Here is a 17997-nt window from a genome sequence, read left to right as displayed (position 1 = left end):
TCCTAGGAGTTGAGGTGGCGGTTGAGTACGGCGCAGATCTCGGCCGCGGGTTCCGGTGAGGTCAGGCCGAGGTGGGTGGAGCGGATGTCGTACGCGAGGACGTCGCCCTCGACGTAGGGCTCCCAGAGGGCGGCTTCGGCCTCGGGGCTGAGCGTGGCGTTGAAGAACAGTGCCGTGCCCCGGTACACGGGCTGGGTGAACTCCCTGATCAGGCGCACGTGTTCGGTCATGAGGGTGGCGCCGTTGTCCAGCAGGGACTGTCGGCCGGGATCGTTCTCGTCGCCGGGCAGGTATCCCGCGAGACCGTCGCGCGCCTCGGCCCGGCCGAGCTTCAGTTCGTGCTCGGCGAAGGTGCTGCTCGGCACGGCGTCCAGGAGCGCGACCACCGGCACGGCGTGCCCCCTGCTCTGGAGTTCGGCGGCGACGGCGTGGGCGATGGGGCCGCCCATGGAGTGGCCGATCAGGGTGAAGGGCCCTGCCGCCTGGACGGAGAGGATCCGCTCCGCGTAGTCGATGACCAGGTCTTGGAAGGACTTCGGCAGTGGTGATCCGTCGAAGCCGCTGGCCTGGATGCCGTACGCGGGCCGGTCGCCGAGCTGTCCCGCCATGCCCAGGTACGGCCAGCTCAGGCCGATGCCGGGGTGGACGAACCACACGGGTGCACCGCTGCCGCCGGCCTTCAGGGGCAGGACGGCCGCGAAGGGGTCGGAGTACTCGGTGGACCCGGCCCCGGCGCTGAGGTGAGCGGCGAGACCGGCGACCGTCGGGCTCTCGAAGACCGCCCGCATCGGAACGTCGGCCATCAGGACGGCGCGGATGCGGCTCAGCAGCTTCGTGGCGAGCAGCGAGTGGCCGCCCAGGTCGAAGAAGCTGTCGTCGATTCCGACCTTCTCGACCCCGAGGACCTGGGCGAACAGGTCTGCCAGCAGCTTCTCCTGGGGGGTGCGCGGGGCGCGGTGGTCACCGCCGCCGGTGAGCTCGGGTGCGGGCAGTGCCCTGCGGTCGAGCTTGCCGTTGGGGGTCAGGGGCAGGGCGTCGAGGACGACCAGGGCGGCGGGAAGCATGTAGTCGGGCAGGCGCCCGGCGGCGTGCTCGCGCGCCGCGGCGGTGAGGCCGCCGTCGGCCTCCCGGCCAGGAGCCGGGACGAGGTAGCCGATCAGGCGCTGATCGCCCGGCCCGTCCTCGCGCACCACGACCGTGGCCTGGGCCACGTCCGGGTGCGAGGCCAGGGCGTCCTCGATCTCCCCCAGCTCGATACGGAATCCGCGGATCTTGACCTGGCTGTCGGCCCGGCCGAGATACTCCAGCTGTCCGTCCTCCCGCCAGCGCGCCACGTCGCCGGTGCGGTACATCCGCTCGCCCGCCTCACCGAAGGGGCAGGCGACGAACCGCTCCGCGCTCAGCCCTGGCCGGTTGAGATAGCCGCGCGCCAGGCCGTAGCCGGCCACGTACAGCTCTCCGCTGACCCCGATGGGCGCGGGGTTCAGACCCGAGTCCAGGACGTAGGCGCGCAGCCCCGGAACGGCCCGGCCGATGACACCGGCGCCGTAGCGGGCGGCGGAGTGCTCGTCCAGGTCGACCCGCGTGACGTGCACGGTGGTCTCGGTGATGCCGTACATGTTCACCAGCACCGGCGCGTCGGAGTCATGGCCTGCGTACCAGTCCGCGAGCCGGTTCAGGTCCAGTGCCTCGCCGCCGAACACCACGTAGCGCAGGGCCAGTTCCTGACCGGGATCCTGGGCGTCGGCCTGTATGAGCTGGTAGAAGGCCGAAGGCGTCTGGTTGAGGACGGTGACCCGCTCACGGGCGAGCAGCCGGAGGAAGTCGCCCGGCGAGCGGGAGACGTCGAAGGGGACCACGACCAGGCGGCCGCCGTACAGCAGCGGCCCCCACAGCTCCCACACCGAGAAGTCGAAGGCATAGGAGTGGAAGAGGGTCCACACGTCGTCGGCGCCGAACGCGAAGCCGTCCTGGGTGGCGTCGAAGAGCGCGACGACGTTGCGGTGCGGGATCATCACGCCCTTGGGGCGGCCGGTCGAACCGGAGGTGTAGATCACGTACGCCGGGTGCTCGGGGCGCAGCCGCGCCCGGCGCTCGGCGTCGGTGAGGTCCGTGTCCCGCTCGCCGTCCGCGGTGCCGGGCCGGTCGAGGTGGACCACGGGCAGGGTCTGCGCCAGGTCCTGGGCGGCGTCGGTGGCGCCGGTGGTGATCAGCAGCGCCGGAGCGGCGTCCTGGAGCATGTGGGCGACGCGGTCGGCCGGGTAGGCAGGGTCGATGGGCAGGTAGGCGCCGCCCGCCTTGAGCACCGCGAGGAGCGCGGTGACCAGCTCGGCCGAGCGCTCCAGGCAGACCGCGACGAGGTCCTCGGGGCCCACGCCCCGGCCGACGAGGTGCCGGGCGAGGCGGTTGGCGCGGGCGTTGAGCTCCCCGTAGGTGAGCGTGGTGCCCTCGAAGACGACCGCGGCCGCCTGGGGCCGCTCGGCCGCGCGCGCCTCGAACAGCTCGACCAGGGTGGCCTCGGGGACGGTGCGGGCCGGGTCGTTGAACTCGGTCAGCAGCCGCTCCCGCTCGGCCGGATCCACCATGTCGACCAGCGCCACCGGGGTGCTGGGGTCGGCCGCGATGTGCCGCAGGATCCGTGCGAGCCGGTCGGCGAGACGGCCCGCCCCCTGCGCGTCGAAGGCATGGTCCTGGTACATCAGCGTCAGCCGCAGGTCCGGGTCGGCCAGGGCCAGCAGGCCCAGCGGGTAGTGCGTGGCGGCCTGCGAGGCGACGCCCTCGATGGTGATCCCGGCCACGCTCTGCGTCTGGTCCAGCTCGTCGGCGTCCACCGGGTAGGACTCGTAGACGACCAGCGAGTCGAAGAGCGTCCCGAGGCCGACGGCCTGGTGGATCTCGGCGAGCCCGAAGTGGTGGTGGTCCATCAGCGCGCCCTGGCGCTCCTGGAGGTCGCGCAGGAGCGCCTCGAGGCTCTGCCCGGGGGTCGCGGTGACCCGTACCGGCAGGGTGTTGATGAACAGGCCCACCATCTCGTCCACGCCGGGCACCTGCGGCGGACGCCCGGAGACCGTGGCGCCGAACACCACGTCCTGGCGCCCGGTCTGACCCGCGAGGAGCAGTGCCCAGGCACCCTGGACCAGGGTGCTGAGGGTGACGCCCAGCTCCGCCGCGCGCTGCGAGAGGCGGCGCGCCGTCGCCGGGTCGAGAGCGACGTCCACCTGCGACTGGCCGCCGGCGGACCCCTGGGGGGCGTGCGGGGCCACCAGGGTCGGCTCGTCCACCCCGGTCAGCTCGTCCGTCCAGGCCCTGACCGCCACCTCGCGGTCCTGGCCCGCGAGCCAGGCGAGGTAGTCGCGGTAGGGGCGCACCCGGCCCAGCTGCCCGGCGTCCGCGCGCAGGTGGTAGAGCCGCAGCAGGTCCTGCACCACGAGGGGGCCCGACCAGCCGTCGTAGACGATGTGGTGGACGGTCAGCACCAGCTCGTGGCGCTCCTCTGCCAGCTTGACCAGGGACAGGCGCAGCATCGGCGGCGCTGCCGGGTCGAAGTGCGTGGCCTGGTCTCGGGCCAGGAACTCTTCGAGCGCCGCTTCCCGTCCGGCTTCGGGCAGGTCGCTCAGATCGAGCGACGACCAGGGCAGTTCGACCCGGTCGAGCAGCACCTGCACCTGCTCCCCGCTGTCCGAGGCGACGAATGCGGTGCGCAGGCTGTCGTAGCGGTCGAGCACCGCCTGACCCGCCGCGCGCATCCGCTCCGGGTCCACCTGTCCGGACAGGTGGAAGACCAGCTGTACCTGGTAGGCGTCGAAGCCGGTGCCGGCCAGCTTGCTCTGGAAGAGCAGACCGGACTGCATGGAGGTGAGCGGCCACACGTCGGCCACGTCCGTGTACTGCTGCTCCCACGCTTCCAGGTCCCGCTGGCGCACCTGCACCAGCGGCACGTCCGACGGCGTCAGGCCGCCCGCATCCGGCTCGACGACGTGCCGGGCGAGCCCTTCGAGTGCGACCAGCCACCGGTCCGCGAGGTCCTGCGCCTCCGCCCGGGAGAGCAGCCCGGTGGGGAAGTCGACCCGGGCGGTCAGCTGCGGGCCCTGCGCGGAGTCGAGGGCGTAGGCGGTGATGTCGACGGTGGCCAGGGCCGGGGTGTTGAGCTCGGGGGAGAGCTCATCGAGGTCCGCGGAGATCGTCCAGCCCGCGCTCGGGTCCGGCCGGGCGCCCGAGCCGAACCGGCCCAGGTAGTTGAAGGAGATCTGTCCGTCGCCGTAGGGCTTGAGGGCCTGTGCCGTCTGCGGGTTGACGTGGCGCAGCAGTCCGTAGCCGATGCCCTTGTCCGGTACGGAGTTCAGCTGCTCCTTGACCGCCTTGATCACGCCGCCCGCGGCGCGGCCGCCCGCGACGGCCTCGTCGAGGTCGAAGCCGCCCACGTCGAGTCGGACGGGGAAGACGCTGGTGAACCAGCCCACCGTGCGGGTGACGTCGGTGCCGGGCGCGGCGCTCTCCTCGCGGCCGTGGCCTTCGAGGCGGATGAGCGCCGAGGTCTCCTCGATGCCCCGGGCCTTGCGCCACTGGGCGAGGGCCAGGGCGAGGGCGGACAGCAGGCCGTCGTTGACCCCGCCGCGGAAGGCGGCGGGCAGCGTCGTCAACAGTGCCTGGGTGGCCTGGGGTGCCAGCGTGACCTGGACCGTGTCCACGGTGTCGCGCACGTCGACGGCCGGGTCGAGGGCGCGGGAGCCCAGGAGCGGGTCGGGGCCGGCCAGCACCTCCTGCCAGACGGGCAGTTCCGCGGTCCGCTCGCGCGCCGAAGCGGCGTCCACCAGGGCGTGCGACCAGCGCCGCATCGAGGTGGGCACGGGCGCGAGTTGCGGTGTGCGGCCTTCGCGGACCTGTTCCCAGGCAGCGGCGAGGTCGGGCAGCAGGATGCGCCAGGAGACACCGTCGACGACCAGGTGGTTGAGGACCATCAGGAGGCGTCCGGGGGTGTCAGGCCCGGCGTCGCACCACAGGATGCGGGCCATCTTGCCCGCCGCCGAGTCCAGTTCGCGCACCGCCGTGTGGAGCTCGGCCTTCACGCTCTGCCGCCAGTCGGGGTCCTGCCAGTCGCCGGAGCAGGGCAGGCGGCGCACCAGTGCGGCCACGTCGACGCTGCCGGGCTTGGCCACGTGCAGGCCGGGTTCGCCCGCGCGGACGAGGAGTTGGGCGCGGAGCATGTCGTGGTGGTCGAAGACCGCGGACAAGGTGGCGACCAGGCCGCTCTCGTCGATGCCCGTCGGCAGGTCCACCACCATGGACATCACGAGTCCGTCGTAGCCGCCGATGTGTTCGCTCATCTGACGGACCACGGGCAGCAGCGGCATCCAGCCCGTGCCGCCGCCCGCGGGTTCCCGGCGGGCCCGTCCCCTGCGGCTGCTGACGGTGGCGACCTCGGCGAGTGCGGCCACGGTGCGGTGCTCGAACATCTGGCGCGGTGTGACCTGCAGGCCCTGTGCGCGTGCCTTGGAGACGATCTGGATGGAGCGGATGCTGTCGCCGCCGATGGCGAAGAAGTCGTCGTCGATGCCGACCTGTTCGAGCTCCAGGACCTCGGCATAGATCGCGGCGAGCGTCTGCTCCTGGGGGGTGCGGGGGGCGCGGTAGGTGCTGGCGGTGAACTGCGGTTCGGGCAGCGCCGCCTTGTCGATCTTGCCGTTGGGCGTCAGTGGCAGTTCGTCGAGCAGCACGAACAGCGCGGGCACCATGAACTCGGGCAACCGCTCGGAGAGGAAGGCGCGCAGCCCGTCCGCGTCGGGCGCCTCGTCCGTGCTGTGGCCGCCGGGCACCGCATAGGCCACCAGGCGGCGGTCGCCGTCCTTGGTCTGGTGGACGGTCACGACCGCCTGGGCGACGCCCGGGTGGCGGGCCAGCGTGGCCGTGATCTCGCCGGGCTCGATGCGCAGACCGTTGATCTTGACCTGGTCGTCGCTGCGGCCGAGGTAGTCGAGCTGGCCGTCGGAGCCCTGCCGCACGATGTCGCCGGTGCGGTACATCCGGCTGCCCGCCGGGCCGTACGGGTCGGCGACGAAGCGCTCGGCGCTGAGCGCGGAGCGGTTCAGATAGCCGCGGGCCAGGCTCGGGCCCGCGAGGTACAGCTCACCGGGCGTGCCCGGCGGAACGGGGGCGAGCCGGTCGTCGAGCACCCGCACCCGGGTGTCGGTCACGGCCGTGCCGATGGGGGTGTGGTCCGTGCTGATGGGCGCGCTGATCGTGCCGCATACCGTGGCCTCGGCGGGGCCGTAGGCATTGACGAACCGCCGCCCCGGCGCCCATGCGGCCACCAGGGCGGGCGGGCAGGCCTCGCCGCCGACGGTGACGGTGCGCAACTCCGGCAAGGACTGCGAGGTGCCGGCCGGAAGCGCGGCCAGCACGCTGGGCGGCAGCATCACATGCGTGACGCGGCGCTCGGCCAGGGCGCGGGCCAGGTCCTCGCCGACGACGCGCAGCTCGGCCGGGACCACCAGGGTGGCCCCCGCGGTGAGGGTCTGCACCAGCTCCCAGAAGGCAGCGTCGAAACTGGGCGCCGCGACCTGGAGGACCCGTGCGTCCGGGGTCAGCGCGAGGCGCTCCTGGGAGGTGTGGCTGAGCGCGGCGATGCCCGCGTGGGTGACCGTGACGCCCTTGGGCAGCCCCGTGGAGCCGGAGGTGTAGATGATGTACGCCGGGTGGGCCAGGTCGAGCGCGGCGGTGGGGTCGGTGGCGGGGGAGTCCTGCCAGGCGGCTTGGACGTCGGGGGTGTCGACGGCCACGACGTCCAGGGCGGGCAGGCCCTGCGGAAGACCCTCGACGGCGCCGAGCGTCGTCAGGAGCGCCGCGGGCGCGGAGTCCGTGAGCAGGTAGACGAGGCGGTCGTCCGGATAGTCGAGGTTGACGGGCAGATAGGCGGCGCCCGCCTTGAAGATGCCCAGGGCCACGGCGACCTGGTCCGCGGAGCGCGGCATCGCCACGCCCACCGACTGCTCGGGTCCGATGCCCCGGGCGATCAGCCAGTGCGCGATCCGGTTCGACCGCGCGTCCAGCTCCTCGTACGTCCAGGAGACGTCGCGCGACTCCACCGCCGGTGCCTGCGGCGCTTCTTGCAGCCGGGCCCGGAACAGCTCGGGGAAGGTGGCCTGGGCGACGGTCTGCTCGCTGTGCTGCGCCGCCCTCAGCAGCTCGCTCCGCTCCTCGGCGGTGAGCAGGTCGGCGTCGCCGATGCGCTGGGCGGGGTCGGCGACCGCGGCGGTCAGCAGCCGCTCCCAGCGGGCGATCATCGACTCGATGGTCGAGGCGTCGTAGAGCTCGGTGGAGTACTCGGCGGCGATGGTGATCCCGGCCGGCGTGGAGCGGTCCTCGAAGCTCTCGCTCAGGCTCAGCGTGAGGTCGTAGCGGGAGGTCCCGGTGCCCACGCCTTCGCCGCGGACCCGCAGGCCGGGCAGTTCGAAGTCCGCGTCCTCGGTGTTCTGCAGGATCAGGGCGATCTGGAAGAGCGGGTTGATCGAGGCGGACCGCTCCGGGTTGAGCTTCTCCACCAGGGCCTCGAAGGGCATGTCCTGGTGGGTGTAGGCGGCCAGGCCGGTCTTGCGGACCTGGCCGAGCAGCTCGGTGAACGTGGGGTCGCCGGAGGTGTCGGTGCGCATCACCTGGACGTTGACGAACAGGCCGATGAGGTCGTTGAGGTTCTCGTCGACCCGGCCGGCGATGCCGCTGCCGATCGCGATGTCCGTGCCGGCGCCGAGCCGGGTGAGCAGGGCGGACATGGTGGCCTGGAGCACCATGAACGGCGTGGTGCCGGTGGCCCTGGACAGCTCGACGACGCCGCGGTGGAGCTCGGCCCCCAGGGTGAACTGCAACAGGTCACCGCTGCGGTCCAGCTCCGCGGGGCGCGGCCGGTCGGTGGGGAGGGTGACCGTCTCGGGCAGCCGGGCCAGTTGCTTGGACCAGTAGCGGTACTGCTTGCTGAAGAGGCTGTCCGGGTCGCGGTCGTCGCCCAGCAGCTCGTGCTGCCACAGGGCGTAGTCGGCGTACTGGAGCGGCAGCGGCGTCCACTCGGGGGTCCTGCCCCGGCTGCGGGCGGTGTAGGCGGTGGCCAGGTCCTGTGCGAGCGGGGTCGCGGACCAGCCGTCGGCCGCGATGTGGTGCACCACCAGGGCCAGGGCGTGCTCCGTCGTGCCGAGGCCGAACAGGGCCGCCTTCAGCGGCATTTCGGTGGCGATGTCGAAGGGGTGCCGGGCCGTCGCGGTGATCGCTTCGGACAGCTCCTTCTCGCCCGCCACCCGCTGCACGGGCAGGGCGACGCGGGCCTGCTCCGGCTCCAGGACGACCTGGTGCGGTTTGCCTTCGACCTCCAGGTAGAGGGTCCGCAGGATCTCGTGCCGGAGCACGATGTCGTTGAGCGCGGCTTCGAGCGCCGGCACGTCCAGGTCACCGCTCAGGCGCAGGATCAGCGGCATGTTGTAGGTCGCCGCGTGCCCCTCGAACTTGTGCAGGAACCACAGGCGCTGCTGGGAGAAGGAGAGCGGGATGTGCTCGGGCCGCTCCGTGGTGCCGAACGCGGGTGCCTGGCGGCGGACGGCGCCGTTCAGGTGCGGGACGAGCCCGGCCACGCTGGGGTGGGCGAAGAGGGTCTGCAGTTCCACCTCCACGCTGAGGGCGGCGCGGATGCGGTTGATGAGCTTGGTGGCGAGCAGCGAGTGGCCGCCCAGGGCGAAGAAGTCGTCGTCGATGCCGACGCGCTCCACGTGCAGCACGTCCGCGAACAGCTCGCACAGGAGCTCTTCCTGCGGGGTGCGCGGGGCACGGCCCGAGGTCCGGTCGCCGAAGTCCGGTGCGGCCAGCGCCTTGCGGTCCAGCTTGCCGTTGGCGGCCAGCGGTACGGCGCCGATGGCGACGACGGCCGCGGGCACCAGGTGCGCGGGCAGCCGGTCCTGGAGGTGGCTGCGCAGGGCGGCCGTCAGGGCGTCGAACTGCCGGGCCGCGGCCGGGGTGTTGGCGAGCGTCCGTCCGCCGCGGGGCGGGAGGAAGACGCCGGTGAACGGCCCCGCGTCTTGCGGGCCGTCGGTCAGGACGATCGCGTCGAAGCACTCGGCGGCCGTCCCCGACCAGGTCACCAGCACGCTCCAGCCGCGCGCGGCGGCCCACTCCCGTACGTCCTGCGGATCCAGGGCGGGGCCGGAGGCCGCCGGGGTCTGGCGCAGCCCGGCCGCCACGGCCAGGGCCGCCTCGTCCGTCAGGCGGGCGTTGGGGATGCCCTTGACCCGCAGGGCACTTTCCTGACCGTTGCGGCACAGCTCTTCCAGGCCCGTGAGGTCGGCGGTCTCTTGGCCCCACCGCACCGCGGTGACGCCGCTGAGGTCCACCGCATCGGCGGGCTGCTTGTGCAGGACGACGTCGTAGCGGTGCCGGGTCAGTTCGGTGTGGGCGCGCCCCGGCTTGAGCCGGATGTCCGCGGCGCCCGCGTCCGAGCGTTCCGCCCAGCGGGCGAACCACTCGGGGTCCACGACCAGTTCGGGCTCCGTGAGCACCGCACGGGAGATGGCCGCACGCGCCGCCGACGGGTCTGCGCCGGGGTGCCGCGCCTGCTGCACCCCCGCGCGGAACAGGGGCAGTGTGGCCGCGTTGCGCACGTCGCCGACGACGACCCGCCCGCCCGGGGCGAGCAGATCGAAGGCCTGGCCCAGGACCCGGTCAAGGTGCTGGACGTGCGGGAAGTGCTGGATCACCGAGTGCAGGACCACTACGTCGAAGTGGCCGGCCGGAAGCCCCGTCGTGTCCTCGGGCTGCCGGCGCCGCAGGGTGACCCGGTCCGCGTGGCCCGCCGCCTCGGCCTCGTGGGTGAGGTGCTCGATGACGGCGGACGACGAACTGGTGGCCCAGTACTCCTCCACGTGCGGTAGCACGTGGTACATCAACGGGCCCGCGCCGAAGCCGAGTTCGAGGACACGGCGGGGCCGGTGGCGGAGGATCTGCTCCACGGCCGCGTCGCGCCACTCGTGCATGGCCTCGGTGTCGAGGGGCTCTGAGTTGTAGCTGGAGTTCCAGGCGGAGAAGTTCTCGCCGTGCCCGGCGCCCGCGTCCTCGTACATCCGGTCGTAGGTCTTCTCCCACGCGGCGGCCTGCTCCGCGGCGCCCGGGGCGGGGTCGACGCCGTCCGGATCCGGCACCACGTACGCGATCAGCTGCTGGTCGTCGGTGTCCGCGCGGCCCTGCGCGACGACCACGGACTGGGCGACGCCCGGATGGGCGGCCAGGGCCCGCTCGACCTCGGCGGGCTCCACGCGCACACCACGGATCTTGACCTGGTCGTCGTCGCGCCCGGCGTACTCCAGCTGCCCTTCGGCGTTCCAGCGGGCCAGGTCGCCGGTGCGGTACATCCGCGTCCCGGCCGGTCCGTACGGGTCGGCGACGAACCGCTCGGCGGTCGGTCCGGGACGGCCCAGATAGCCGCGGGCGATGTTCCCCGCGACATACAGCTCGCCCACCACGCCGGGCGGTACGGGCGCCAGGCCCGGGCCGAGGACGTAGGTGCGCATGTTCCCCAGCGGCGTACCGATGGGGGTGTGGCCGGTGGCCTGCCACTCCTGGCCCGCCTGGACGCCGAACGTGGTGGCGTAGAAGGACTCGGTCTGCCCGTAGGCGTTGATGATCCGTACCCCGGGCAGGGTCTCGCGGATGCGGTGCACCAGCGCGGCGGGCAGCGCCTCACCGGCGAGGACGACGGTCTCCAGGCCGGAGACGGCGGCGATGCGGTCACCGAGCTCGGTGAAGACGGACGGCACCGTGCTGACCACGCTCGCCGACACCGTCTCGCGCTCGGCGAGCACCAGCGCGTCCCTGACCACCTCGACGGTGCCGCCGTTGGCCAGCGTCGTGACGACCTCGAACACCGAGACGTCGAAGTTGACGGACGTACCGGCGAACATCCGGGTGTCCGCGCTCACGCCCACCCGCTCGGCGAGCCCTGTCACACCGTTGACCACGTTCGCGTGGCTGATCACGACGCCCTTGGGGGTGCCGGTGGAGCCCGAGGTGTACATCACGTACGCCGCGTGCTCGGGCCGGAGGTTCGCGGGGCGGGCGAGCCCGGGCCCGTTCTCCAGGTCCACGTCGCCCAGGAACAGGGCCGGCACGTCCGTGTCCGGGAGTACCCCGACGGTGTCGGCGTCGGTGAGGACCAGCTGCGGGCGCGCGCTGCCCAGGATGTGGTCCAGGCGCGTGCTGGGGTACTTCGGGTCGATCGGCAGGTACGCGGCGCCCGCCTTCAGGATGCCGAGCATGCCGGTGACCAGGTCGGCCGAGCGGGGCAGCGCCAGCGCGACCACGGTCTCCGGACCGGCCCCGCGCCCGGCCAGTTCGGCGGCGAGCCGCTCCGCCCGCGCGTCCAGTTCGGCGTAGGTGTACGTGAGGTCGCCGTATGCCACCGCGACCTGGTCCGGAGTCGCGGCCGCCTGCCGCTCGAACAGGCCGGGGACGGTCAGCTCGGGGGTGGCCGCCGCGGTGTCGTTGACCTCGACGAGGACGCGTCGGCGCTCCTCGGGCTCCAGCAGGTCCACCTCGCTGAGCCGGACCTGCGGGTCGTCGGCCAGCTGGGCGAGGATCCGCCCGAAGCGCACGGCGACGTCGGCCGCCTGCTCCGCGCCGAGGAGGTGGTGCTGGTACTGGAGGCTGACCTTCAGGTGCGGCTCGGCGAAGGCCATCACCACCAGCGGGTAGTGGGTGCTGCTCAGCGGGCTGACCCCGGTCACCGAGATCCCGGCGGCCGAGTACGCCTCGCTCAGGGCGGCGCCGTCGATCGGGTACGACTCGAAGACCACCATCGTGTCGAACAGCACGCGCAGCCCGGTGGACCGGTGCATGTCGAGAAGGCCGTGGTGGTGGTGGTCGAGGAGGGCGCTCTGCCGCTCCTGCAGACCGCGCAGGGCGGCGTCGAGCGACTGGTCCGGCGAGCAGTTCACCCGCACCGGCAGGGTGTTGATGAACATGCCGACCATCTCGTCCACGCCCGCGACCTGCGGCGGACGCCCGGAGACGGTGGCACCGAACAGCACGTCCTGACGCCCGGTCAGTCCTGCGAGGAGCAGCGCCCAGGCGCCCTGGACCAGGGTGTTGAGCGTGAGGCCCAACTCGCCGGCGCGGCGGGAGAGTTCACGGGACTGCTCGGGCGTGAACGGCACGTCCACCTGGCCGACGCCGGTCGCCTCGCCCTCCGGGGCGGCCGCGGCGGGCGCCAGCAGCGTGGGCTCGTCGACGCCGGCCAGCTCCCGCGCCCAGGCCCGGGTGGACTCCTGCTCGTCCTGACGCGAGAGCCAGGCCAGGAAGTCGCGGTAGTTGCGCGCCTTGCCCAGTGCGGTGGCGTCTCCGGCCGAGCCGTACAGCCGCATCAGGTCCTGCAGGAGCAAGGGGATCGACCAGCCGTCGAACAGCACGTGGTGGGCGGTGAAGACCAGTTCCCACTTGTCGGCGGCCAGCTTGATCAGGGACAGGCGCAGCAGCGGCGCCTCGGACAGGTCGAAGTGGGTGCTGTGCTCCTCGGCCAGGACCTGCTTGAGCCGCTCCTCCCGCTCCTTGGCGGAGCAGGCACTCAAGTCCTGCTCGTGCCAAGGGAGTTCGACGCCGTTCTGGACTATCTGGACCCGGTCACCGGAGCGGTCGTCGACGAACGCGGCCCGCAGGTTGGGGTAGCGGTCGAGCATCGCCTGCCCGGCCGCCCGCATCCGCTGCGGCTCGACCTCACCGGCGAGGTGGAAGACGAACTGCATCTGGTAGGCGTCGAAGGCGGTACCGGCCAGCTCGGCGTGGAAGAGCAGACCCTTCTGCATCGCGGTGAGCGGCCACACGTCGGCCAGGCCCGGGTAGCGCCGCTCCCATCCGTCCAGCTCGCCCTGGCTCACCTGCACCAGCGGCACGTCCGAGGGCGTGAGACCGGCCGCGTCCGCCTCGGCGGCATGCTGCGCGAGGCTCTCCAGGGCGGTGCGCCACAGCGCGGCCAGCTCCTCCACCTCGGCCCGGGTGAACAGGCCGGCGGGGAAGTCGAGACGGGTGGACAGGCGCGGGCCCCTCTCGGTGTCGGACACGTACGCGCTGACGTTCAGCGCGGCCAGCGCGGGCATGGTCCTGTCCGGCTCCGCGAGGAGCTCGGTGGTGCCCTCGACCTGGGTGAATCCCAGGCCGCGCAGGGCCTCGGGCAGGTCGGCCGAACCGGCGTACCGGCCCAGGTAGTTGAAGGACACCTGACCGGTCGTGTGCTGCTTGAGGACCTCACCGGTCGGCGGGTTCAGATAGCGCAGCAGGCCGTAGCCGATGCCCTTGTCCGGGACGGCGAGCAACTGCTCCTTCACCGCCTTCACCGCGGCTCCGGCCGCCCTGCCGCTGTGCAAGGCGTCGTCCAGGTCCACGCCCGCCACGTCCAGGCGGACAGGGAACATGCTGGTGAACCAGCCCACCGTGCGCGACAGGTCCGCACCGGGTACCGCGGTCTCCTCGCGGCCGTGGCCCTCAAGACGCAGCAGCAGCGAGGACTCGTTCACACCGCGCTGCCTGCGCCACTTGGCCGTCGCGAGCGCGAGCGCCGCCAGCAGGCCGTCGTTGACGCCGCAACGGTAGGCCGCGGGCAGCGCGGTCAGGAGCGCCTCGGTGGCCACCGGGGGCAGGTCCATGTGGACGTACTCGATGGTGGAGACGGTGTCGACGGCCGGGTCGAGCGGGCGGCTGCCGAGCACCGGGTCGGGACCGGTGACGATCGAGCGCCACAGCGCCAGTTCACCCGCGCGCTCGGCGGACCGGGCCTCCTCCACCAGCGCATGCGACCAGCGCCGGGCGGACGTCCCGACCGGCGCGAGCTCGGGGGTGCGGCCGTCGCGGACGTGCTGCCACGCCTCGGCGAGGTCGGGCAGCAGGACGCGCCAGGACACGCCGTCGACGGCGAAGTGGTGCAGGACCATGACCAGGCGCCCGGGGCGTTCGGCCCCGGCGTCGAACCACACGAACTGCGCCATGACCCCGGCCTCGGCGTCCAGCCGGTCGGCGGCGGCGTCCAGTTCGGACTCGGCACGCTCGCGCCAGGGCTCGGCCCAGGAGCCGTCGCTCTCCACGCGGTGGATCAGGGACGTGATGTCGACCGTGCCGGGACCGGCCACCTCAAGACCGGTTCGGTCGCCGGTGACGAGGCGCGAGCGCAGCATGTCGTGCCGGTCGAAGACGGCCGAAAGGGTCGCGACCAGACCGGCCTCGTCGATGCCGGCGGGCAGCTCCACCGTCATCGACATGGTGAATCGGTTCAGCCCGGTGCCCAGGTCCATCAGGTAGTGGCTGACCGGCAGCAGAGGCATGAAGCCCGCGCCGCCGCCCTCCAGCTCGGCGAGGACCGGCCGGTCCTCGCCGCCGGTGACCGCCAGTTCGGCCAGCTCGGCCACCGTGCGCGCCTCGAAGACCTGCCGCGGCGTGATCTCCACACCCCGCGTCCGGGCCCGCGAGACCACCTGGATCGAGCGGATGCTGTCCCCGCCGATGGCGAAGAAGTCGTCGTCGGCACCGACCCGGTCGAGGCCGAGGACCTCGGCGTACACCCCGGCGAGGATCTCCTCCGCCTCGGTGCGCGGCGCCCGGTAGACGCCGCCGGTGAACTCGGGCTCCGGCAGCGCCTTGCGGTCCAGCTTGCCGTTGGGGGCCAGCGGGAGCCGGTCCAGCATCACGAACACCGAGGGCACCATGAACTCCGGCAGCCTGCCGGAGACGAACGTACGCAGCTCGCGCGAGGAGACCGTGGCCGTCAGGTCGACCTCCAGGTCGCCCAGGCTCTGCACCGTGCCGAGCCCGGCCTCCCCGGCGCCGCGCGGCACCACGTAGCCGACCAGCTGGGTGCTGCCGCGGCCCTCGTGCGTGACCACCACGGCCTGCGCCACACCCGGGTGGGCGGTCAGCGCCGCCTCCACCTCGCCCGGCTCGATACGGAAGCCGCGGATCTTGACCTGGTCGTCGCCCCGGCCCACATAGGTGAGCGTGCCGTCGCTGTTCCAGCGGGCCAGGTCACCGGTGCGGTACATCCGCGCACCGGCCGGTCCGTACGGGTCGGCGATAAACCGCTCGGCGGTCAGCGTGGCGCGGCCGAGGTAGCCGCGCGCCACGTTGCCCGCGACGTACAGCTCACCCACGACACCCAGGCCCACCGGCTGGAGACCGGGGCCGAGGACGTAGGCGCGCATATTGCCCAACGGTGCGCCGATCGGCGCACCGGCCGCGCCGCTCCGGTTCTCGCCGGCGCTGAAGGTGGTGGCGTAGAACGACTCGGTCTGACCGTAGGCGTTGATGACGCGCACGCCCGGAATGACCTCCCGCACCCGCTCCACCAGCGAGGCGGGCAGCGCCTCACCCGCGAACACGACCGCGTCGGCCCGGATCTCCGTGCCCACCTGGTCCAGGAGCTCGGCGAAGACGGACGGCACCGTGCTGATGACCCCGCCGGACCAGCCGCCGCGCTCACCGATCACCAGCACGTCGCGCACCACTTCCAGGGTGCCGCCGAAGGCCAGGGTGGTCATGGTCTCGAAGACCGAGACGTCGAAGTTGACCGACGTACCCGCGAGGACCCGCGTGCCCGCGCCGATCCCGACCGCGCCGGCCAGGCGCAGCACGCCGTTGACCACGTCGCGGTGCGTGACCACCACGCCCTTCGGGTTGCCGGTGGAGCCCGAGGTGTACATCACGTACGCGGCATTCGCCGGCCGGACCGCGGGCAGCGGCACCTCCGGGCCCGCCGCACCGAAGTCGACGTCCTCGACCAACAGCCGCGGCACGTCCGAGTCGGGGAGCACGCCGACCGTGTCGGCGCCGGTGAGCACCAGCTGCGGACGCGCGTCGGACAGGATGTGGTCCAGGCGCGCGCTGGGGTACCGGGGGTCGATCGGCAGATAGGCGGCGCCCGCCTTGAGGATGCCCAGCATGCTCACGATCAGGTCCGCCGAGCGCGGCAGGGCCAGACCGACGACGGACTCCGGGCCCACGCCGAGGCCCACCAGTTCACGGGCGAGTCGCTCGGCCCGCGCGCCGAGTTCCGCGTACGTCATTTCCCGGCCGTCGTGGACCAGGGCCGTCGCGTCAGGGGTGGCCGCCGCCTGGCGCTCGACCAGGCCCGCGACGCTGAGCTCGGGTGTAGCGGCCGCGGTGTCGTTGAACGTCCGCAGGACCAGCTCGCGCTCACCCGTCTCCAGCACATCCACCAGCGCGACCGCACGGGACGGCTCGGCGGCCAGCTGCTCGACGAGGCGCTCGAAGCGAGCCATGACGGCCTCGGCGGTGGACCGGTCGAACAGATCGGTCGCGTACTCCAGGAAGATGAACAGTCCCGCTTCATCGGGGTCGTCGAAGAAGTTGAACTCCATGTCGAACTTGGCCGTCGGCGTCGGCAGCGGGCCGAAGTGCGCCTTGACGCCCGGCAGTTCGAACTCGCTCCAGCCCCGGGTCGCCCAGGTGAACATCACCTGGAACAGCGGGTGGTACGCGGTGGAGCGCTCCGGGTTGAGGATCTCCACCAGGCGCTCGAACGGCGCGTCCTGGTTGTCGTACGCGGCCAGGGCCTTGTGCTGCACCTGGGCGAGGAGCTGCTCGAAGGACGGGGTGCCGGAGAGGTCGGTCCGCAGCACCCAGGTATTGACGAAGAAGCCCACCAGGTCGGCGAGTTCGTCATCGGTGCGGCCGGCGATGGTGGAGCCGATGGCGATGTCCTCGCCCGCGCCGAGCTGCTGGAGCAGGACCGAGAGCGCGGCCTGGAACACCATCGGAGTGGTGACATCGGCACGCTGGGCCAGCTTCTCGACCTTGCCGAGCAGTTCCTCGTCGAGCGTGATGCCGACGCCGTCACCGCGGTGGCTGGCCACCGGGGGGCGCGGGCGGTCGGTGGACAGGCGCATCGGCTGCGGGATGCCGGACAGCTCGTCGCGCCAGTGGCCGAGCTGGGTCGACAGGACACTGTCGGGGTCGCTCTCCTCGCCGAGGAGCTCGCGCTGCCACAGCGTGTAGTCGACGTACTGGACCGGCAGTTCGGGCCAGTCCGGCTCGCCGCCCCGGACGCGGGCGGTGTAGGCGGCGGCCAGGTCGCGCGAGAGCGGCGCTGCGGACTCGCCGTCGCTGGCGATGTGGTGGATCAGGAGCAGCAGCTGGTGGTCCTGGGCACCGGTGCGGAAGAGGGTGGCACGGACGGGTATCTCATGGGACAGCGTGATCGCGTAGTTGGAGGCCTCCTGCACCGCCTCGTCCAGCTCCTGCGGGGCCACTTCGACCAACGGGATGTCCAGACGCGCCTGTTCGGCGGGGAGTACCTCCTGCGCGGGAATGCCCTCGTCGCTCTCCACTATGAGGGTGCGCAGGCTCTCGTGACGGGTCACCACGTCATTGACCGCCGCAGTGAGTGCCGCCACGTCCAGCTCGCCTGTGAGCCGGATGAGGAAGGGCACGTTGTACGTCGCGGACGGCCCCTCGAACTTGTCGATGAACCACAGACGTCGCTGCGCGAAGGACAACGGGATCACTTGGCACTCCTGTTCATCTTGAGCCGAGGGACGGTCTGCCGCCGATGCGTTCTTGCCTCGGAATCATGGAGAGGAACTGCGGAAAGCGGGCCTGGCCGGTGAATAGTCGATGGCGATCAAATTTCCGTTGACAAACCCCGGAATTCATTCTCGACGGGTTTGATGCTGTCCCACAAGCCGAGTCAACTCTGGATAACCTGGCACGTCAACGGCGGGATGCCTTACCTGATTCCCCCACCCTCGGCCGGGTCCGGCCGATACGCCGTAACCCATCCACTCAGGCTATTGCTGTCCTGTCAACGGGACGGCCTCCCGATTCCCTGGCTAGGGAAGTTCCGCGCGGGAGTGGCCTTGTGGAATACTTGGAATCGGCTTTAGCGTGCCTTTAGGATGCCTGGAGATTCCATCAACAGACGTGCATCATGGATGTATTCGAGATAGGTGGCATGACAGGGCGATTACAAAGTTA

Annotated in this window: 1 protein-coding gene; it reads right to left on the bottom strand. The window is 72.1% G+C overall.

Features of this window, described 5'->3' with window-relative positions; translation table 11 throughout:
• Positions 1-2 precede the first annotated feature (2 nt).
• Positions 3-17528 carry a non-ribosomal peptide synthetase gene (locus KCH87_RS28930; protein WP_210589233.1) on the bottom strand — a complete coding sequence of 5842 codons (17526 nt, stop codon included), beginning with the start codon at positions 17526-17528 and terminating at the stop codon, positions 3-5.
• Between the last annotated feature and the right edge of the window lie 469 nt (positions 17529-17997).

The organism is Streptomyces sp. GESEQ-35 (assembly GCF_017948485.1).
GTDB lineage: Bacteria > Actinomycetota > Actinomycetes > Streptomycetales > Streptomycetaceae > Streptomyces.
This window is presented reverse-complemented; position numbering and strand designations above follow the sequence as displayed.